The organism is Ornithinibacillus bavariensis, assembly GCF_050433565.1.
Lineage (GTDB): Bacteria > Bacillota > Bacilli > Bacillales > Amphibacillaceae > Ornithinibacillus > Ornithinibacillus bavariensis.
Window position 1 is genome coordinate 99,808 of the sequence record NZ_JBNPWZ010000001.1, and the last position, 15,489, is coordinate 115,296.

13 protein-coding genes and 1 riboswitch are annotated in these 15,489 nt (G+C 37.4%); of the genes, 5 read left to right on the plus strand and 8 right to left on the minus strand.

The window, feature by feature from the left end; translation table 11 throughout:
- Positions 1-99: 99 nt before the first annotated feature.
- Positions 100-1,971, plus strand: a complete 1,872-nt coding sequence (opp4A, locus tag HNR27_RS00465; protein WP_429338395.1) for an oligopeptide ABC transporter substrate-binding protein — start codon at positions 100-102, stop codon at positions 1,969-1,971.
- Between the two features lie 279 nt (positions 1,972-2,250).
- Complete coding sequence (locus tag HNR27_RS00470; protein WP_429338396.1) at positions 2,251-2,967, plus strand: 3D domain-containing protein; 717 nt, start codon at positions 2,251-2,253, stop codon at positions 2,965-2,967.
- Between the two features lie 61 nt (positions 2,968-3,028).
- Here the strand turns inward: HNR27_RS00470 and HNR27_RS00475 are convergent, their stop codons facing one another.
- A complete protein-coding gene (locus HNR27_RS00475) occupies positions 3,029-3,160 on the minus strand; it encodes a hypothetical protein (protein ID WP_280530735.1) in 132 nt (43 codons plus the stop codon).
- Between the two features lie 249 nt (positions 3,161-3,409).
- On the opposite strand from HNR27_RS00475, the gene HNR27_RS00480 reads away from it, so the two are divergent.
- Positions 3,410-4,600 carry a glycine C-acetyltransferase gene (locus tag HNR27_RS00480; RefSeq protein WP_429338397.1) on the plus strand — a complete coding sequence of 397 codons (1,191 nt, stop codon included), beginning with the start codon at positions 3,410-3,412 and terminating at the stop codon, positions 4,598-4,600.
- 100 nt (positions 4,601-4,700) lie between these two features.
- Entirely contained in the window at positions 4,701-5,645 is a 945-nt protein-coding gene (locus HNR27_RS00485; protein WP_429338398.1) for an NAD-dependent epimerase/dehydratase family protein, read from the plus strand.
- Positions 5,646-5,969: 324 nt separating this feature from the next.
- On the opposite strand, the gene HNR27_RS00490 is transcribed toward HNR27_RS00485, so the two are convergent.
- Positions 5,970-7,595 (minus strand): ABC-F family ATP-binding cassette domain-containing protein, encoded by a 1,626-nt coding sequence (locus HNR27_RS00490; protein WP_429338399.1) that lies wholly within the window; start codon positions 7,593-7,595, stop codon positions 5,970-5,972.
- 229 nt (positions 7,596-7,824) lie between these two features.
- Here HNR27_RS00490 and HNR27_RS00495 point away from each other — a divergent pair, with 229 nt between their 5' ends.
- A complete protein-coding gene (locus tag HNR27_RS00495) occupies positions 7,825-8,436 on the plus strand; it encodes a hypothetical protein (protein ID WP_212920276.1) in 612 nt (203 codons plus the stop codon).
- A 75-nt stretch (positions 8,437-8,511) separates the two neighbouring features.
- Here the strand turns inward: HNR27_RS00495 and HNR27_RS00500 are convergent, their stop codons facing one another.
- The 6 genes from HNR27_RS00500 to rarD form a co-directional block, all read right to left on the minus strand.
- Entirely contained in the window at positions 8,512-9,141 is a 630-nt protein-coding gene (locus HNR27_RS00500; RefSeq protein ID WP_212920277.1) for a YpmS family protein, read from the minus strand.
- Positions 9,142-9,159: 18 nt separating this feature from the next.
- Positions 9,160-10,038: an SGNH/GDSL hydrolase family protein gene (locus HNR27_RS00505; protein WP_429338400.1), complete on the minus strand. Its 879-nt coding sequence runs from the start codon at positions 10,036-10,038 to the stop codon at positions 9,160-9,162.
- Positions 10,039-10,261: 223 nt separating this feature from the next.
- Positions 10,262-11,272, minus strand: a complete 1,011-nt coding sequence (locus HNR27_RS00510) for a homoserine dehydrogenase (protein WP_212920279.1) — start codon at positions 11,270-11,272, stop codon at positions 10,262-10,264.
- A 25-nt stretch (positions 11,273-11,297) separates the two neighbouring features.
- Positions 11,298-12,341 (minus strand): homoserine O-acetyltransferase MetX, encoded by a 1,044-nt coding sequence (metX, locus tag HNR27_RS00515; protein WP_306345299.1) that lies wholly within the window; start codon positions 12,339-12,341, stop codon positions 11,298-11,300.
- 25 nt (positions 12,342-12,366) lie between these two features.
- Complete coding sequence (locus tag HNR27_RS00520) at positions 12,367-14,067, minus strand: O-acetylhomoserine aminocarboxypropyltransferase/cysteine synthase family protein (protein WP_429338401.1); 1,701 nt, start codon at positions 14,065-14,067, stop codon at positions 12,367-12,369.
- A gap of 102 nt (positions 14,068-14,169) precedes the next feature.
- Positions 14,170-14,287: riboswitch (SAM riboswitch) on the minus strand.
- Positions 14,288-14,352: 65 nt separating this feature from the next.
- Positions 14,353-15,270: an EamA family transporter RarD gene (gene rarD, locus HNR27_RS00525; RefSeq protein WP_429338402.1), complete on the minus strand. Its 918-nt coding sequence runs from the start codon at positions 15,268-15,270 to the stop codon at positions 14,353-14,355.
- Positions 15,271-15,489 lie beyond the last annotated feature (219 nt).

The following is a 15,489-nucleotide window of genomic DNA, read 5'->3' on the forward strand; positions in this document are numbered from 1 at the left end:
ACCATCATTGATGCCTTAAGGGCATCAATGTTGAGTATATAAGTCGATTTATTCGACGATAGGACCAAGGTTCTTTTTAAAAAAGGGAGGGTAATAAGCATGAGAAAGACAAACTTAATGAAATTGCTATTTGCTCTAATGCTTTCTGTTTTATTAGTATTAGCTGCATGTAGCAAAGACTCATCTAGCGACCCAAAGGGTAATGACACAAAAACTGAGGGTAATGCTGGAAAGGATAAAGAAAAGGATAAAGGGGAGATTCTATTCTCTCAGGACGACTTTGAGATGACTACCTCAAATAGTGGGGAGCCTATCGGAGGCACACTAAATTTCGGTTTAGTATCTGACTCTGTTTTTGAAGGTACTCTAAACTGGAACTTCTATGACGGTGATCCAGACTCTCAAGTAATTAAATGGTTTGATGAATCATTACTTGATATGGATGCTAACTTTACTTACACACAAGATGGTGCTGCAACATTTAAAACAGAACCATACGAAACAGAGGAATATCCAAATGGGGTTACAATTGAATTCACAATTCGTGACAATGTAAATTGGCATGATGGTGAGCCTGTAAAAGCTGAAGACTGGGCTTATTCATTTGAGGTAATTGGACATCCAGAGTACACTGGTGTTCGTTACGGTCCTGACTTCTCTGATATTGTTGGTATGGATGAGTACCATGCAGGAAAAGCAGAAACAATTTCTGGTATTGAAATTGTTGATGAAAAGACACTAAAAGTTACTTATAAGCAATCTAACCCATCATTATTAACAGGTGGTATCTGGCCATATGCAATGCCAAAGCATATCTTCAAAGATATTCCTGTAGCGAAAATGGCAGAATCTGATGCAGTACGTAAGAATCCTATTGGTATGGGACCTTACAAAGTTGAAAGCATTGTTGCTGGTGAATCAGTTGTTTACTCGAAAAATGCTGACTACTGGCGTGGAGAGCCTGCTTTAGACAAAGTTGTTCTAAAAGTAGTTAATCCGAAAACTGTTGTACAAGAATTAGAAACTGGTGGCGTTGACATGATTAACGCATTCCCTGGTGACCAATTCGTAGATAATGCTGATATGTCTAACGTAGAATTCTTAGCAAACATTGATTTGTACTATGCTTATATTGGATTTAAATTAGGTACATGGGATGCAGAAAAGAAGAGAGTCAAAATGGATCCAAATGCAAAAATGGCTGACGTAAACCTACGTAAAGCGATGGCACATGCTGTAGATACAGACTCTATTGGTAAGAAGTTCTATAATGGTCTTCGTTGGAAGGCGACTACTTTAATTCCACCTTCACATCCAGAATATCATGATGCTGATAACCCAGGATTAGTATATGACCCTGAGTTAGCGAAGAAGATTCTTGATGATGCTGGCTACAAAGATGTTGATGGTGATGGATTCCGTGAAGATCCAAATGGTGAGCAATTAGTAATCAACTATGCTGGTCAGTCTGGTAGTGATGTTGCTGAACCAATGGCGAAATACTTTATCCAAGCATGGGAAAATGTTGGTCTAAAAGTACAATTGCTTGATGGACGTCTACATGAATTCAATACATTCTATGATCGCGTAGGTCAATCTGGTGAAGATGATCCTGCAGTAGATGTCTACGGTGGAGGTTGGGGCGTAGGCTCTGACGTTAACCCTTATGGTTTATATGGTCCAGACCAAATGTTTAACTTCCCACGTTATGAAAGTGAAAAGAATAGCGAGCTACTAGCAAAAGGTGTTTCTATGGAAGCATTTGATGTAGAATATCGTAAGCAGGTTTACAAAGAGTGGCAACAACTTATGACTGAGGAAGTTCCTGTATTCCCAACTCTATATGCTCTTGAACTTGTTCCGGTTAACAAGCGTGTTGTAAACTACACACTTGATCGTAATGTTAATTCACTATACGAAGTTGGCGTTACTCAAGAAGAACCATTTAAAGCAGAAAAGAAGAAAAAATAAATGAATTGATAAAGGGGTCACATCATAGTGGCCTCTTTATTTTTTTGGCAAGGCAGTAATTTGTTCACAAGTTACTGTCTTACCCATGGTCAATAATAGGTAATAGAATTAGTAGCGAAGCACAAATATCCGACCTTTTACTCAAATCTACTAAGCTTGTTATAAATCATAGTGGTTTTGGTAATCCTTGTAACAGACTTTTAAGAGTCTTGTAACGGCACAGTCTAGTAACCTATGTTAGAGTAGGCATTGTGTCCGGAAAAATAAGGAGGGACTACTATGAAGAATTTAGTAGCTATGTTAGCTACAGGAATTGTGCTCATGAGCCCAACAATGAGTGCTTCTGCTCTAGAATATGAGGTTGTTAAAGGAGATACCTTATGGGAAATTGCACAGGAACACGACACATCAGTAGAATCTTTACTTGAAATAAATAATCTACGATCAGATATGATTTTTCCTAAACAAAAACTAGAAGTCTATGAAAAGCATCTCGTAGAAAAAGGAGATACACTATATGCTATTTCTAAAAAATATGGTGTCCGTGTAGAAGAATTAAAAACTTGGAATGAATTGGATTCTGACCTTATTCTAGTAGGACAAGAACTAGAAATTAGAGAGGAACAGGTTGAAGAAGTAGCGGTAACACAGGCTATTAAAACGACAGATTCTAGTACAGTGACTAATAAAGTTGAAAAACCAGAAGGTAGGACATTAACGGTTGTAGCTACGGCATACACCGCAGAATGTGAAGGGTGTTCAGGAATTACTTATACGGGAATAAATCTAAATAAAGATCGAAATGCAAAGGTAATTGCAGTTGATCCAACTGTTATTCCCCTGGGCTCAAAGGTTTATGTAGAAGGGTATGGATATGCAATTGCTGGTGATATTGGCGGAGCAATAAAAGGAAATCGAATTGATATCCACTTACCGACAGAACAGGAAGCACTCAATTGGGGTGTAAAAGAAGTTAAGGTTACTATTGTGGAGTAACTATAATATAAGGGAAGCTGTTGTCATTATGACAATGCTTCCCTTTATTATATTGAAAATTCTATGATTGAATATCTATCGTATTAGGTGAATCTGGTGTAATAACTTCAGATTCATTTGTTGCATGGGTCACTCCGATAACTCCGAAGCCTACAATTAGCATAAGGAAAACAACAATTAAGGCCTTTCTCACGGTTATTCCTCCACAAATTAATATCACTAAAAATAGTATAATAATAGAAGTACTAGTAAACAATGATAAACTTACAATATTAGTAGGTAATTTATTCAAAAGTATGTAGTAGAAGGAAGAGCAGGAAGAATGATAGAAAACAAATAAAGTATGTTAGTAAACATTTCCGCTACATTATGATAAACTATAAATGATTAACTACTTGGTAACGCTTTCAAAGTGAGAAAAGATCATGAGGAGGTACGAGTGATGTCAAGTAAGGTATTAGATGTGTTTTTAAATGAGAACTTAGCGGAATTGAAGGCTAATGGATTATACAATGAGATTGAACCTGTACAGGGACCAAATGGGCCAATTATTGATATAAATGGGAAAAAACTTATTAACCTATCATCCAATAATTATTTAGGACTTGCAACAGATGAGAGATTGAAAAAGGTAGCAAAAGAAGCCGTGGATACTCATGGTGTAGGTGCTGGTGCGGTTCGAACTATTAATGGAACGTTAGATTTGCATATTGAACTAGAAAAAAAACTTGCTGAATTTAAAGGAACTGAGGCTGTTATTTCATATCAATCAGGATTTAATTGTAATATGGCAGCAATCTCAGCTGTCATGGATAAAAATGATGCCATTTTATCTGATGAACTAAACCATGCTTCAATAATCGATGGCTGCCGTTTATCTAAGGCAAAAATTATTCGTTTTGGACATTCCGACATGGATGACTTGCGCAAAAAGGCGAAAGAAGCCGTAGATTCTGGACTTTATAATAAAATCATGGTTATCACAGATGGTGTATTTTCCATGGATGGTGATATAGCTAAGCTTCCAGAAATTGTAGAAATTGCCGAGGAATTTGATTTAATTACTTATGTTGATGATGCACATGGATCAGGTGTATTAGGAAAAGGTGCTGGAACAGTAAAGCATTTTGGACTTCAAGATAAAGTGGATTTCCAAATGGGTACTCTTTCTAAAGCAATAGGCGTTATCGGTGGATATGTTGCGGGAAAGGCAAATCTTATTGAATGGTTAAAGGTAAGATCACGCCCATTTTTATTCTCTACAGCTGTATCACCTGCAGATGCGGTGGCAAGTAGACGTGCGGTAGAAATATTAATGGAAAGTACCGAACTACATGATAAGCTATGGGAAAACGGGAACTATTTGAAGGCAGGCTTGAAGCAACTAGGATTTAATATTGGGAACAGTGAAACACCAATAACACCATGTATTATTGGTGAAGAAAAAGCTGCACAGGAATTTAGCAGACGATTATTGGAAGCTGGAGTATACGCAAAATCAATTGTTTTTCCAACTGTACCAAAGGGGACTGGTCGTGTGAGAAATATGCCAACTGCTGCCCACACGAAGGAAATGCTAGACCAAGCTATACAAGCATATGAAAAAGTTGGTAAAGAGATGGGATTGATCTAATAGATTACGTGTTTTACTGCAAAATCATCACAATGACATTCGCTAGACCTAAAGCGATGATAATTACTTATTAATGAATATTACGTAAGAGGGGAACAGTATGAAAAAAATACTCATTACTGGAGCTTTAGGCCAAATTGGTTCAGAGCTAATCACGAAATTGCGAACAGAATACGGCGAATCTAATATCGTAGCTACAGATATACGTTTTTCTGAAGAAGAGGCACAAAAGGGTCCCTTTGAAGTGGTTGATGTAACTAATCCTGATCGTATTTATCAAGTTGCAAAAGCTCATCAGGTAGACACCATTATGCATTTGGCCGCACTTTTATCTGCAACAGCGGAAAAAATGCCAAAAACAGCTTGGGATATTAACATGGGTGGGTTAATGAATGCACTGGAGGTAGCGCGTGAATTAAATTTACAGTTTTTCACGCCAAGTTCAATTGGAGCCTTTGGGCCATCAACTCCAAAGGACAGCACACCTCAAGACACATTACAACGACCAACAACAATGTATGGTGTTAATAAAGTAGCAGGTGAATTACTCTGTGATTACTACTTCCAACGTTTTGGTGTTGATACTCGTGGTGTTCGTTTCCCTGGATTAATCTCATATGTAACACCACCAGGTGGTGGAACAACAGATTATGCGGTTGAAATCTATTATGAAGCTATTAAAAGTAAAGCATACACCTCCTACATTGCAGAAGGAACCTATATGGATATGATGTATATGCCAGATGCTCTTCATGCAATCGTTCAACTAATGGAGGCAGATCCTGCTAAGCTCGAACATCGAAATGCCTTTAACATCTCAGCAATTTCAGCAGAGCCTATGGACTTTGCGAAAGCAATACAAAGACATATTCCAGATTTTAAATTATCATTTCATGTTGATCCAGTACGTCAAAAAATTGCTGATAGCTGGCCAAATAGCATTGATTCCTCAGCAGCAGAGGCAGAATGGGGATTTAAAGCAAGGTATGATATTGATGCGATGACAAAAGAAATGCTAGATAGACTCGAGTTAAAATTAAAATAAAAGAATGATAGACACTCTCATGCAATGTGAGAGTGTCTTTTATAGTTGTAACTGGATAAATTTGTAAGAGTACGAAAGTGTGAAGAGCATGGCTCGCTATCCTGAAGATGCGACTTTTAAAGGAAGGAATAGCCCGCACCTTGAAATGAGAAATATTCACCCGTCATCTGAGACTGTACCCCGAAAAATGAAAGAATGTTCCCACCGTCAAGGACTATGCGTCCAAAAAAGAAAAGTATACACCCGTCCTTCGTCTATCAAGGTTGCTAGAACTATAGCCATCCAACAAAATTACCCCTTGCAGAAGCAAGGGGCACCATAATATTAACTAGCAGAATACATTTCGCGAATACGTTTTTGTAGTTCCTTATCTCGAACATATTCATCATAACGCATTTCCTTATCGATAATCCCGTTCGGTGTAATTTCGATAAGACGATTTGCAATACTATCAATGAATTGATGATCATGTGATGTAAATAGAATAGATCCTTTAAATTTGATTAATCCATTGTTCAATGATTGAATGGATTCTAAATCGAGATGGTTTGTTGGTTCATCTAGAAGTAGTACATTGGCATTGCTTAACATCATTTTAGAGAGCATGCAACGTACCTTTTCACCACCCGATAGTACATTGGCCTTTTTTAATGCCTCTTCACCGGAGAATAGCATTCTGCCTAGAAATCCTCGTAAAAATGTTTCTGTTTCATCCTCTGGAGAGAATTGGCGTAACCAATCGACGAGAGTTAAATTACCATTTTCAAAGAATTCACTATTATCCTTTGGAAAATAGGATTGAGAAGTAGTAATCCCCCATTTAAAGCTTCCAGAGTCTGGTTCCATTTCACCCATAAGAATTTTAAACAAAGTTGTCTTAGCAATATCATTTTTCCCAACAAATGCAATCTTGTCATCCTTATTCATTATAAAGCTAACATTATCTAGTACCTTTTCACCACCGATTGTTTTCGAAAGACCTTCAACTCGAAGTAGATCATTACCAATCTCACGTTCAGGTGTAAAAGCGATATAAGGATATTTTCTAGAGGATGGTTTGATATCATCTAATGTAATATTTTCAAGAAGCTTTTTACGAGATGTTGCTTGTCTCGATTTAGAAGCATTGGCACTGAATCTCGCTATGAATGCCTGTAATTCTTTAATTTTTTCTTCTTTTTTCTTGTTTGCTTCCTGGGCCATTTTCGAAGCTAGCTGACTTGATTCATACCAGAAGTCATAATTTCCGATATAAATTTGTATTTTTCCATAGTCAACATCTGCTATATGCGTACATACTTTATTTAAAAAGTGACGGTCATGGGAAACTACAATAACTGTATTTTCAAAGTTAATGAGAAACTCCTCTAGCCATTGAATAGCTTGGATGTCAAGGCCGTTTGTAGGCTCGTCTAACAGTAAAATATCTGGATTACCAAATAGAGCTTGAGCTAATAATACCTTAACCTTTTCATCACCAGTTAGTTCGGACATTAGCTTCGTATGAAGCTCTTCTTCAATACCAAGACCTTTTAATAGGATTGCTGCATCAGATTCAGCTTCCCAGCCATTCATTTCAGCAAACTCGCCTTCTAGCTCTGCTGCACGCATTCCGTCCTCTTCTGTGAAATCAGCTTTCATATATATTTGGTCTTTTTCTTGTTTTACTGCATATAGTCTGTCATGTCCCATTAAAACCGTTTCTAAAACAGGAAACGCTTCATAGGCAAAATGATCCTGTTTCAGTACAGCAAGTCGCTCACCAGGTGATAAGGAAACATTACCTGTTTGAGGCTCTATTTCTCCTGAGAGAATCTTTAGGAACGTCGATTTACCCGCTCCATTTGCTCCAATAACACCATAACAGTTACCAGGGGTGAATTTTAGGTTAACATCTTCAAAAAGTTTTTTATCGCCATAACGTAAGCTTACATTAGTTACTGTGATCATTTAATAGATTTTCCTCCATCATTATATACTCAACGTTAGCTTACGGGATTTAAGCACTTTCGTCAATGTAAAACCTTGATTTTATCGATATTTGAATAATTTATTCAAATCTTTTTGAAAAATAGTCTTGTATATTTCTTGTTTTTTCGGTAAAGTTTTGTTATATCCGTTTACCGAGAAAGAAGATAGAAAGAAACTCGGTTTTGTTAGTTTGAGTGGAGGGGAAAACATGAGAGAAAGGACGATCTACTTTATCTTCACAGATACAGGGACATACCTTTCAAGACTTATAAACTTTTTTACCCATAAGCCCTTGAATCATGTTTCAATTGGTTTTGACCATGAATTAAAAGAGGTTTATAGCTTTGGTCGCGTTAATCCGAAGAACCCGTTTAGTGGCGGTTTTGTTCGTGAAGATATTAGAGGAGACTTTCTGAAGGATTCCAATAGTGCTGTATATACACTGAATATTACAGAACAGGAATACATCCTAATACGACATCATATCAAAGAAATTGAGAAAAGAGCTTCTGACTATAAGTACAATTTTATTGGATTATTAGGAATCTTATTTAAGATTGATATACGTAGAAAGAATGCATTCTTTTGCTCACAATTTGTAGCGACTGTATTACAGGATACGGAGTCTTTTAAGATATCAAAACCATCTAACTTTGTAACACCTGCTGACATCCGAGAACGTTCAGAATTACAATTAATATTCCAAGGTAGATTAGGTGACTATCCAAAACATCAGCTCGCAGAGGAAGTTTTGGATCTACCAAAGAAATCTTTTTTCTATTTACTTTCGAAAAAGGTAAAACAGTTTGTTGTACGATAATATGTCATTAAAAAGGTCCTTCCCCCTATTAAGTTACAAGTGATAGTAATTAATAGGAGGAAGGACCCTTTTGTTTTATTTACGCAGCAATGTTTCTATCCCGAGTGATTCATACGGCACCTTTATTTTAAACGCGAGATTATTGCCCTCTAAGTCCAACCGTTCTACACTAACATGGAAGTTACTTTTAATATCCATATCTGTTACTGCTATATAGATTTCTTCCCCATCAGGATTAATCGTAATCCAATTAGGAGTCGGTAAATATTTTTCCATATATTCCATTACCTTTTGGTTAGGTAATTTTAATAAACCAAGTGAAATGGACTTTTGCTTTAAAATTACATCTCCGTTTTTCTGGACAAATGGCTCGAAGTGGATGGAGATAGGGACCGTTGTAGAAAATACTGGCAATTCCCCTGTTAGTTCTACATCCTCCTCAAGCAACACTCTAAATTGATGCTCCGAATCCTTCAAGTATTCATACATATAAGCATTCACAAGCTCATTTAAGTTCTTTTTAGTCGTTCGTATAATAAATTCAGAGCTTTCCGTTGTGAAATGTTCCTGTGTCATGGGAAGTTCTCGATGCTCTACCGGCCAGAAAATTAGTGCAATGAGTATAAGAAGAATAGCTATATTGATGAAAAGGATGGCAAAGAAGGATATTTTCCATATAGCCTTATGCTGTTTATTGTTTTCCATTCTTTTCACCTTCTACTGTTATTCAATAACTAAATATTTTAGTATTCTCTCAGCCATTAATTGGTATCCATTTTCATTGGGATGAAAATGATCATCAGCAAATAAGTTATTATTGGTATTTATGAATAAGTCTTTTGTTGGGATAAAGGTTACACCATAATCCTCGGCAACCTTCTTACTAGTATTATTCCAATCATCGACAATCATATCGAGTTCTTTAATATGTTGAAAATATTGCTGGAACGGATTGTAGAAGCCGATGAGATAGATAGAAGCATTTGGATTTAGCGCGTTCATTTTTGAAAAAATTTCACGTAAGCGTTTTTCATAATATACACGTTCGTCAGAAAAGGCCTTATAGGTAATATTCATGAAGTTTTCCTCTAGAACTTTCATGATATCATTTGCACCGATAGTGATCAGAATAATGTCTGCATTTTGTATAGATTCCTTTATAGCCGGTTCATTCAATCGATTGATTAACTGATCTGTCCGGTTACCGCGTAACCCTAGGTTCTCAAATGTGGCTATTTTCTTATCACGATTAATATACGTATCTAATATACCGACATACCCCCCCTGACCTGTATTGTCTCCAACACCTTGAGTCAAGGAATCACCAATGGCGACTATTCGTAGATTTTTTCCTGACAAGTAATGTATCGTACGTTTAATGGTAGTGAAAAATTCCTTCGATAAAAAATCAGCGGGTGTACTGGTTTCTCCTTTGCTTACATTTTCATTTTCTTTCTTTTGTGTATTAACGTCATCTTCATTTACCTCCTTCGTTTTAGAAGGTAGTAAATTGGTGTCTTCCTGCTGCTCACGTATCGTAATCCCAATTCCTACAAACAAAATTAGGAGTGTAATTAAAATCATCGTTGTCTTTTTTTTCATGATTAACACACCTATAATAGAACAATTTTTGTAACAAATATCTATAAATACTGTTACATTACTTTATGTAATTACAAAACATTACTCTACTGAAATACCTTCAAAATAAAGATGGTTAGCCCACAATTTCAAGCTTTACTTTATATGTATACCCAAAACTATCCACTTTTAAAAGTAAAGGAGAACTTTGTCATCAAAAAGAAAAAAACGCCGAAGAGGCGTTTTAGGTAGTACTATTTATCAATTCCTGACTTACTGTGATGGTACTTTGGTGTAGAGAGCGAAGAATAATGGCTAAATCCTCCAGCATGGCACTTGCTGTTGGAAATGCTCCTGCTCCTGGACCAGCTAAGATTATCCTCCCGACTAAATCAGTTTCAAGAACGATTCCATTATCAACCCCTTCAATCGAATATAGCGGGTGAGTAGCGGGTATGCTTACCGGTATGATGCTGGCGCGGATTTGTTCATCTATAAGCTGTAAGGAGGCGAGATGTTTTATTCGTTTACCGCATTCTTGCTGTTCCAATAACTCTCGCAGTGTAATATCTTTAATCCCTATCCGATCAACATTACTCCAGGCAGGCTGCTCATGAAAGATGAGTTCACTTAAAATCATTAGCTTAAAAAAAGCATCGAATCCTTCGATATCATTTGTCGGGTCTAATTCTGCATATCCTAATTGCTGTGCTTGATAAAGTGCTTGTTTAAAAGGAATCTTCTTCTCACGCATTTCCGTTAGTATATAATTAGAGGTACCATTTAAAATGGCTGTAACTTGCCGTATCTGATTGACGTGTAGGAGCTTACGGATGGTTTGGATAATCGGGATTCCGCCTGCGGTCGTAGCTTCAAAGCCAACCTGAACATGGTAATCTTCAGCAAGTGCAAGTAATTCTTTTCCATGATGGGCAAACATCGCTTTATTGGCAGTTATGACATGCTTTTTAGCCTTAATACTTTTTGCTAAATACGAATAGGCCGGTTCAACACCAACAATTGCCTCCAAAACAAGTTTTATTTCTGGATTATCGAGTATATGTTGGAAATCGGTCGTAATGAGATGGTTACCCTCGAAATTCCTATGTTTTTCTGGGTGTTTTACTAATATGGTCGTAACCTCGATGGATACACCTAGCTTTTCCTCTATACGTTTGTTGAGTTTTTGCAAGGTTCGATAAACACCTTTTCCAACAGTTCCCAGCCCAAGAAGGGCGACTTGAATTTTTTCCACACCATCACTCCTAATAAGTTCTTAATTAGTCAAGAAACGTTTTGACAGCCTTTCCCCATTTTGGATATTCTGTTAGAAAGCCATCGTGACCGAAAGACGTTTGAACAAGGTGATAGCTGCAGTTTGGTGTATAGCTAGCAAATTCACGAATGACTTTTGGTTCATAGATTAAATCATGCTCATAGCCAATGGCTAGAATATCACATTGAAAGGACTCACAGGTTTTCCTCAAATTGCCACGGCTTCTTCTAATATCGTGTGAATTCATCGCTTGAAGTAGAGTTATATAACTATTTGCATCAAAGCGTTTAGCAAGCTTTTCTCCTTGGTAGTTCAAATAAGATGCAATTTCGAAAAGCTCGCCGTCTTTTAAGCGTTTAAAACGCTCTTCAAATAGAACGGGGCTTCGGTAGGTTACCATTCCAATCATCCTAGCAATCTCTAACCCTCGTATGTTCTCCGAAAATGAGTAATTCCCTCTATTCCAATTAGGATCTGCCTTAATAGCCTCCTCAGCAATATGATTATAGGCGATTCCATAGTTAGATAGGGTAGGAGTTACTGCTAGGACAATTAGCTTCTCCATAAAACACGGATAAAGAAGCCCCCATTCTAATGCCTGCATTCCTCCAAGTGAACCCCCAATGATAGCATATAGCTTTTTAACTCCTAAATTCTGTAGAGCGAGGTACTGAGCATGAACCATATCTCGAATAGTAATTTTGGGAAAAGCGGCACGATATTGTTTTCTGGTTGTTGGATTGATACTCGTTGGTCCTGTTGAACCATTACAACCACCAAGAACATTAAAGGTAATGACTTGATAATAATCTGTATCCACTGATTGACCTGTACCAATCAGTCCATTCCACCACCCAGGCTCTTCCGGGTTTCCTACGGTTATATGATTGCCCGTTAATGCGTGGCAGACTAGAATGACGGGTGCATCGGCTGGACCTACCCATTCATATGCTAAGACTGCCTGTGTTAGGGTTTCCCCAGATTCTAATTGGATTGGACCAATAGCTACAGTTCCTGTAGTAGTTTGGTAGTTTGTTTGCTTAGACATCGACTTACCCACTCCTCAAGAAGGGTTAACTCATTTGTATTTGTTGTTTCTCTATCCCGCGAATTTTTAGTAGCTCTTCCAATAAAGAACGATTTGTTATCACCTTTATGCCTATGGCCTCCAAGTGATGAAGAATGGTGTCGTTCGCATTTGATTTTTCAACCCATAGTATTTTTACTTGTTTATTAACAAGTTCTTCAATTGCAGAAGGGGGAAGGTTGTCATCATTCACAATTACGGCATCTACACAAGCAGCGTCACTGAGGTTTTGGACATCAAAGCCATATAGCTTCAGTTTTTCTATATTGGTACTAACCACTTGTGATATTGAATATTCCGGAAAAGCAATTACCTTTTTATGAATGCCGTCAGTTCTATCAAATGGTGAGTGGAGAAGCCAATGAATAATCGGATCTTCGTCCGTATTTGTATTCTCTTCTTGATTCGTTGCTATTGCAATCGCTTGGTTTAAATCCTGGATAATATCTTCAATAGCTTCAATTCCGACAGATAGGCGAATTAATTCCGCACTGACGCCACTCTTCTTCAAATCCTCTCTACTTAATTGCTGATGTGTTGTGGATGCAGGATGAATAATTAGTGATTTAGCATCACCGACATTTGCAACATGGGACCAAAGCCTTATCGAATCAATCAGTTTACGTCCAGCTTCTCTGCCGCCTGCAATACCAAAGGTAATCATCGAACCAAAGCCACCTCGTAAATATTTTTTTGCGAGCTCATGGGATGAATGGCTTGGTAAGCCAGGATAGTTTACCCATTCGACCTGGGGATGACTTTCTAAATATGCGGCAACCTGCTCAGCATTTATACAATGGCGTTCCATTCGTAAATGTAATGTTTCCAATCCCTGTAGTAATAAAAAAGCATTTTGTGGACTTAAACAGGCACCGATATCACGGAGAAGCTGTACTCTTAATTTGGTTGCATATGCAAGGGGGCCAAGGTCTGCATAGCGAATACCATGATAGCTTTCGTCTGGCTGTGTGAATTCTGTAAAACGCGTATTATTCCAGTCAAATCTCCCTCCGTCTACAACAACTCCACCAATTGAAGTACCATGACCGCCAATCCATTTTGTCGCAGAATGCACAACGATATCTGCACCCCATGTTAAGGGCTTAGAAAGTATCGGTGTACCAAAGGTATTATCGATGATGAGTGGAATATGATGCTGATGGCAAATACTCGCAGCTCTTTCTATATCAAATACATTCAAGCTTGGGTTGGTAATTATTTCAGCAAAAACAGCCTTGGTTTTATCTGTAATTTCTTTACTGATTTCCTCAGGATTTGTTCCATCAACAAACTTTACTGTGATGCCATACTTTGGTAACGTCTTAGCAAATAGATTGTATGTACCGCCGTATAAATTACTATCAGCGATAATTTCATCACCTGCACCAGCTAGATTCAGTACAGCTAATGTAATTGCTGCCATCCCAGAGGACGTTGCTACTGCCTGTGTACCATCCTCAAGAATGGCTACTCGCTTTTCAAATGCATCAACTGTAGGGTTCATAATCCTTGTATAAATATTCCCAGGTTCTTTTAAGGCAAATAAATTTTGCGCATGCTCTGTGTCGCGGAAAACATATGAAGTAGTTTGATAGATTGGAAGTGCTCTTGAACCAGTTGCCAGATCAGGAATCTGGCCACCATGTAATAGAGTAGTTTCAGGTTGTTCAACATGAAAATTGGTCATTATTAAATTCCTCCTTATTTTTTGGTTGTCTGGAGGAAGAGAGAGGAAATAAAAAAGCCCTCTTCCTAAGAAGAGGGCGCATAAATTACAGTGCCGTTCCTCCTCTTATCTTCCAGATCTGTTTGACCTGTAGGATTTAGCACCTTTTAAGGAAAGTTGTCTTTCGCCTAAGGTTGCCGGGCTTCATAGGGCCTATTCCCTCCACCGCTCTTGATAAGAGATTAAAATGTATATTGAATAATATATTATAGACATTAAAATAATATGTCAATACTTATTTTATAATTATTTTTGTTGGTCCAAACTTTTCATTTTCTTTACAGGGAACCGATAAACGGAACCTAAATAGATGAGTAGGGCAAGCCATATAAATCCAAAGGAAATAAGGTGCTCTGTCTGGAACGTTTCATGATACACAAAAACGCCAATGATTAACATAATAGTTGGAGCAATATATTGCAAAAATCCCACCATAGCTAGTGGAATACGTTTAGCACCACTTGCAAACATTAGTAACGGTATTGCAGTTGCGATCCCTGCCCCCATTAGAAATAGGTTATCCTGTGTAGACCCGGCTGAAAAAGAGAATGCATTTTCCGGTAGTGTTAATAAATAGATGAGTGCAATAGGTGTCACAATCATCGTTTCAATGGTTAATCCGAACATGGCTGGAATGTCTACTACCTTTTTAAACAATCCATATAATGCAAAGGTTACCGCTAGAAAAATAGATACCCATGGGAAAACACCATAGCTGAAGGTGAGGTATAATACCCCTACTCCGGCTAATATCACGGATAGCGTTTGACTTCTTGTCAGTTTTTCCTTCAAAACTATAATAGCAAGTAGAATACTGACTAATGGGTTGATATAGTAGCCAAGGCTTGCCTGGATAACATGATCACTATTGACTGCCCAAATATAGGTAAGCCAGTTTAAACTAATAACGATTGACGCTAGTGTTATACTTATTAGCTTCTTTTTATCGTGAAGAATGGCCTTACACTCGTCAATAAACCCTGACCATTTCCTTGCAAAAAGCACAACTAAAACCATAAAAACAAAAGACCAAATAATACGATGAGCTAAAATTTCACCAGCTGAGATATGGTCAATTAGCTTCCAATAAATTGGTAGAAAGCCCCATAATATGTAAGCAAAAGTAGCATACAAAACACCAATCTTATCCGTATTCCGTTCCATTTCTAAAACCTTCTTTTTCTTAAATTTCTTATAAATAAACTCATTTTAAATTTAATTAATTGAAAAGGCAAAGAAAAGGCATTGCATAAGACAGACAGCTAGCCTGTTCGAAGCTGTTTCTAGGAATCATTGAAATGTCTAATGAAACAATAAAGAAAACGCTTTCATAAATTAGGATTATAGAATATGATATTACTAGATACAAAAAAGAGGAGGAGA

Excerpts from the sequence above, each read along its gene's own strand:
- opp4A (WP_429338395.1), top strand. The coding sequence starts at position 100 with ATGAGAAAGACAAACTTAATGAAATTGCTATTTGCTCTAATGCTTTCT.
- HNR27_RS00470 (WP_429338396.1), top strand. The coding sequence starts at position 2,251 with ATGAAGAATTTAGTAGCTATGTTAGCTACAGGAATTGTGCTCATGAGC.
- HNR27_RS00480 (WP_429338397.1), top strand. The coding sequence starts at position 3,410 with ATGTCAAGTAAGGTATTAGATGTGTTTTTAAATGAGAACTTAGCGGAA.
- HNR27_RS00485 (WP_429338398.1), top strand. The coding sequence starts at position 4,701 with ATGAAAAAAATACTCATTACTGGAGCTTTAGGCCAAATTGGTTCAGAG.
- HNR27_RS00490 (WP_429338399.1), bottom strand. The coding sequence starts at position 7,595 with ATGATCACAGTAACTAATGTAAGCTTACGTTATGGCGATAAAAAACTT.
- HNR27_RS00495 (WP_212920276.1), top strand. The coding sequence starts at position 7,825 with ATGAGAGAAAGGACGATCTACTTTATCTTCACAGATACAGGGACATAC.
- HNR27_RS00500 (WP_212920277.1), bottom strand. The coding sequence starts at position 9,141 with ATGGAAAACAATAAACAGCATAAGGCTATATGGAAAATATCCTTCTTT.
- HNR27_RS00505 (WP_429338400.1), bottom strand. The coding sequence starts at position 10,038 with ATGAAAAAAAAGACAACGATGATTTTAATTACACTCCTAATTTTGTTT.
- metX (WP_306345299.1), bottom strand. The coding sequence starts at position 12,341 with ATGTCTAAGCAAACAAACTACCAAACTACTACAGGAACTGTAGCTATT.
- HNR27_RS00520 (WP_429338401.1), bottom strand. The coding sequence starts at position 14,067 with ATGACCAATTTTCATGTTGAACAACCTGAAACTACTCTATTACATGGT.
- rarD (WP_429338402.1), bottom strand. The coding sequence starts at position 15,270 with ATGGAACGGAATACGGATAAGATTGGTGTTTTGTATGCTACTTTTGCT.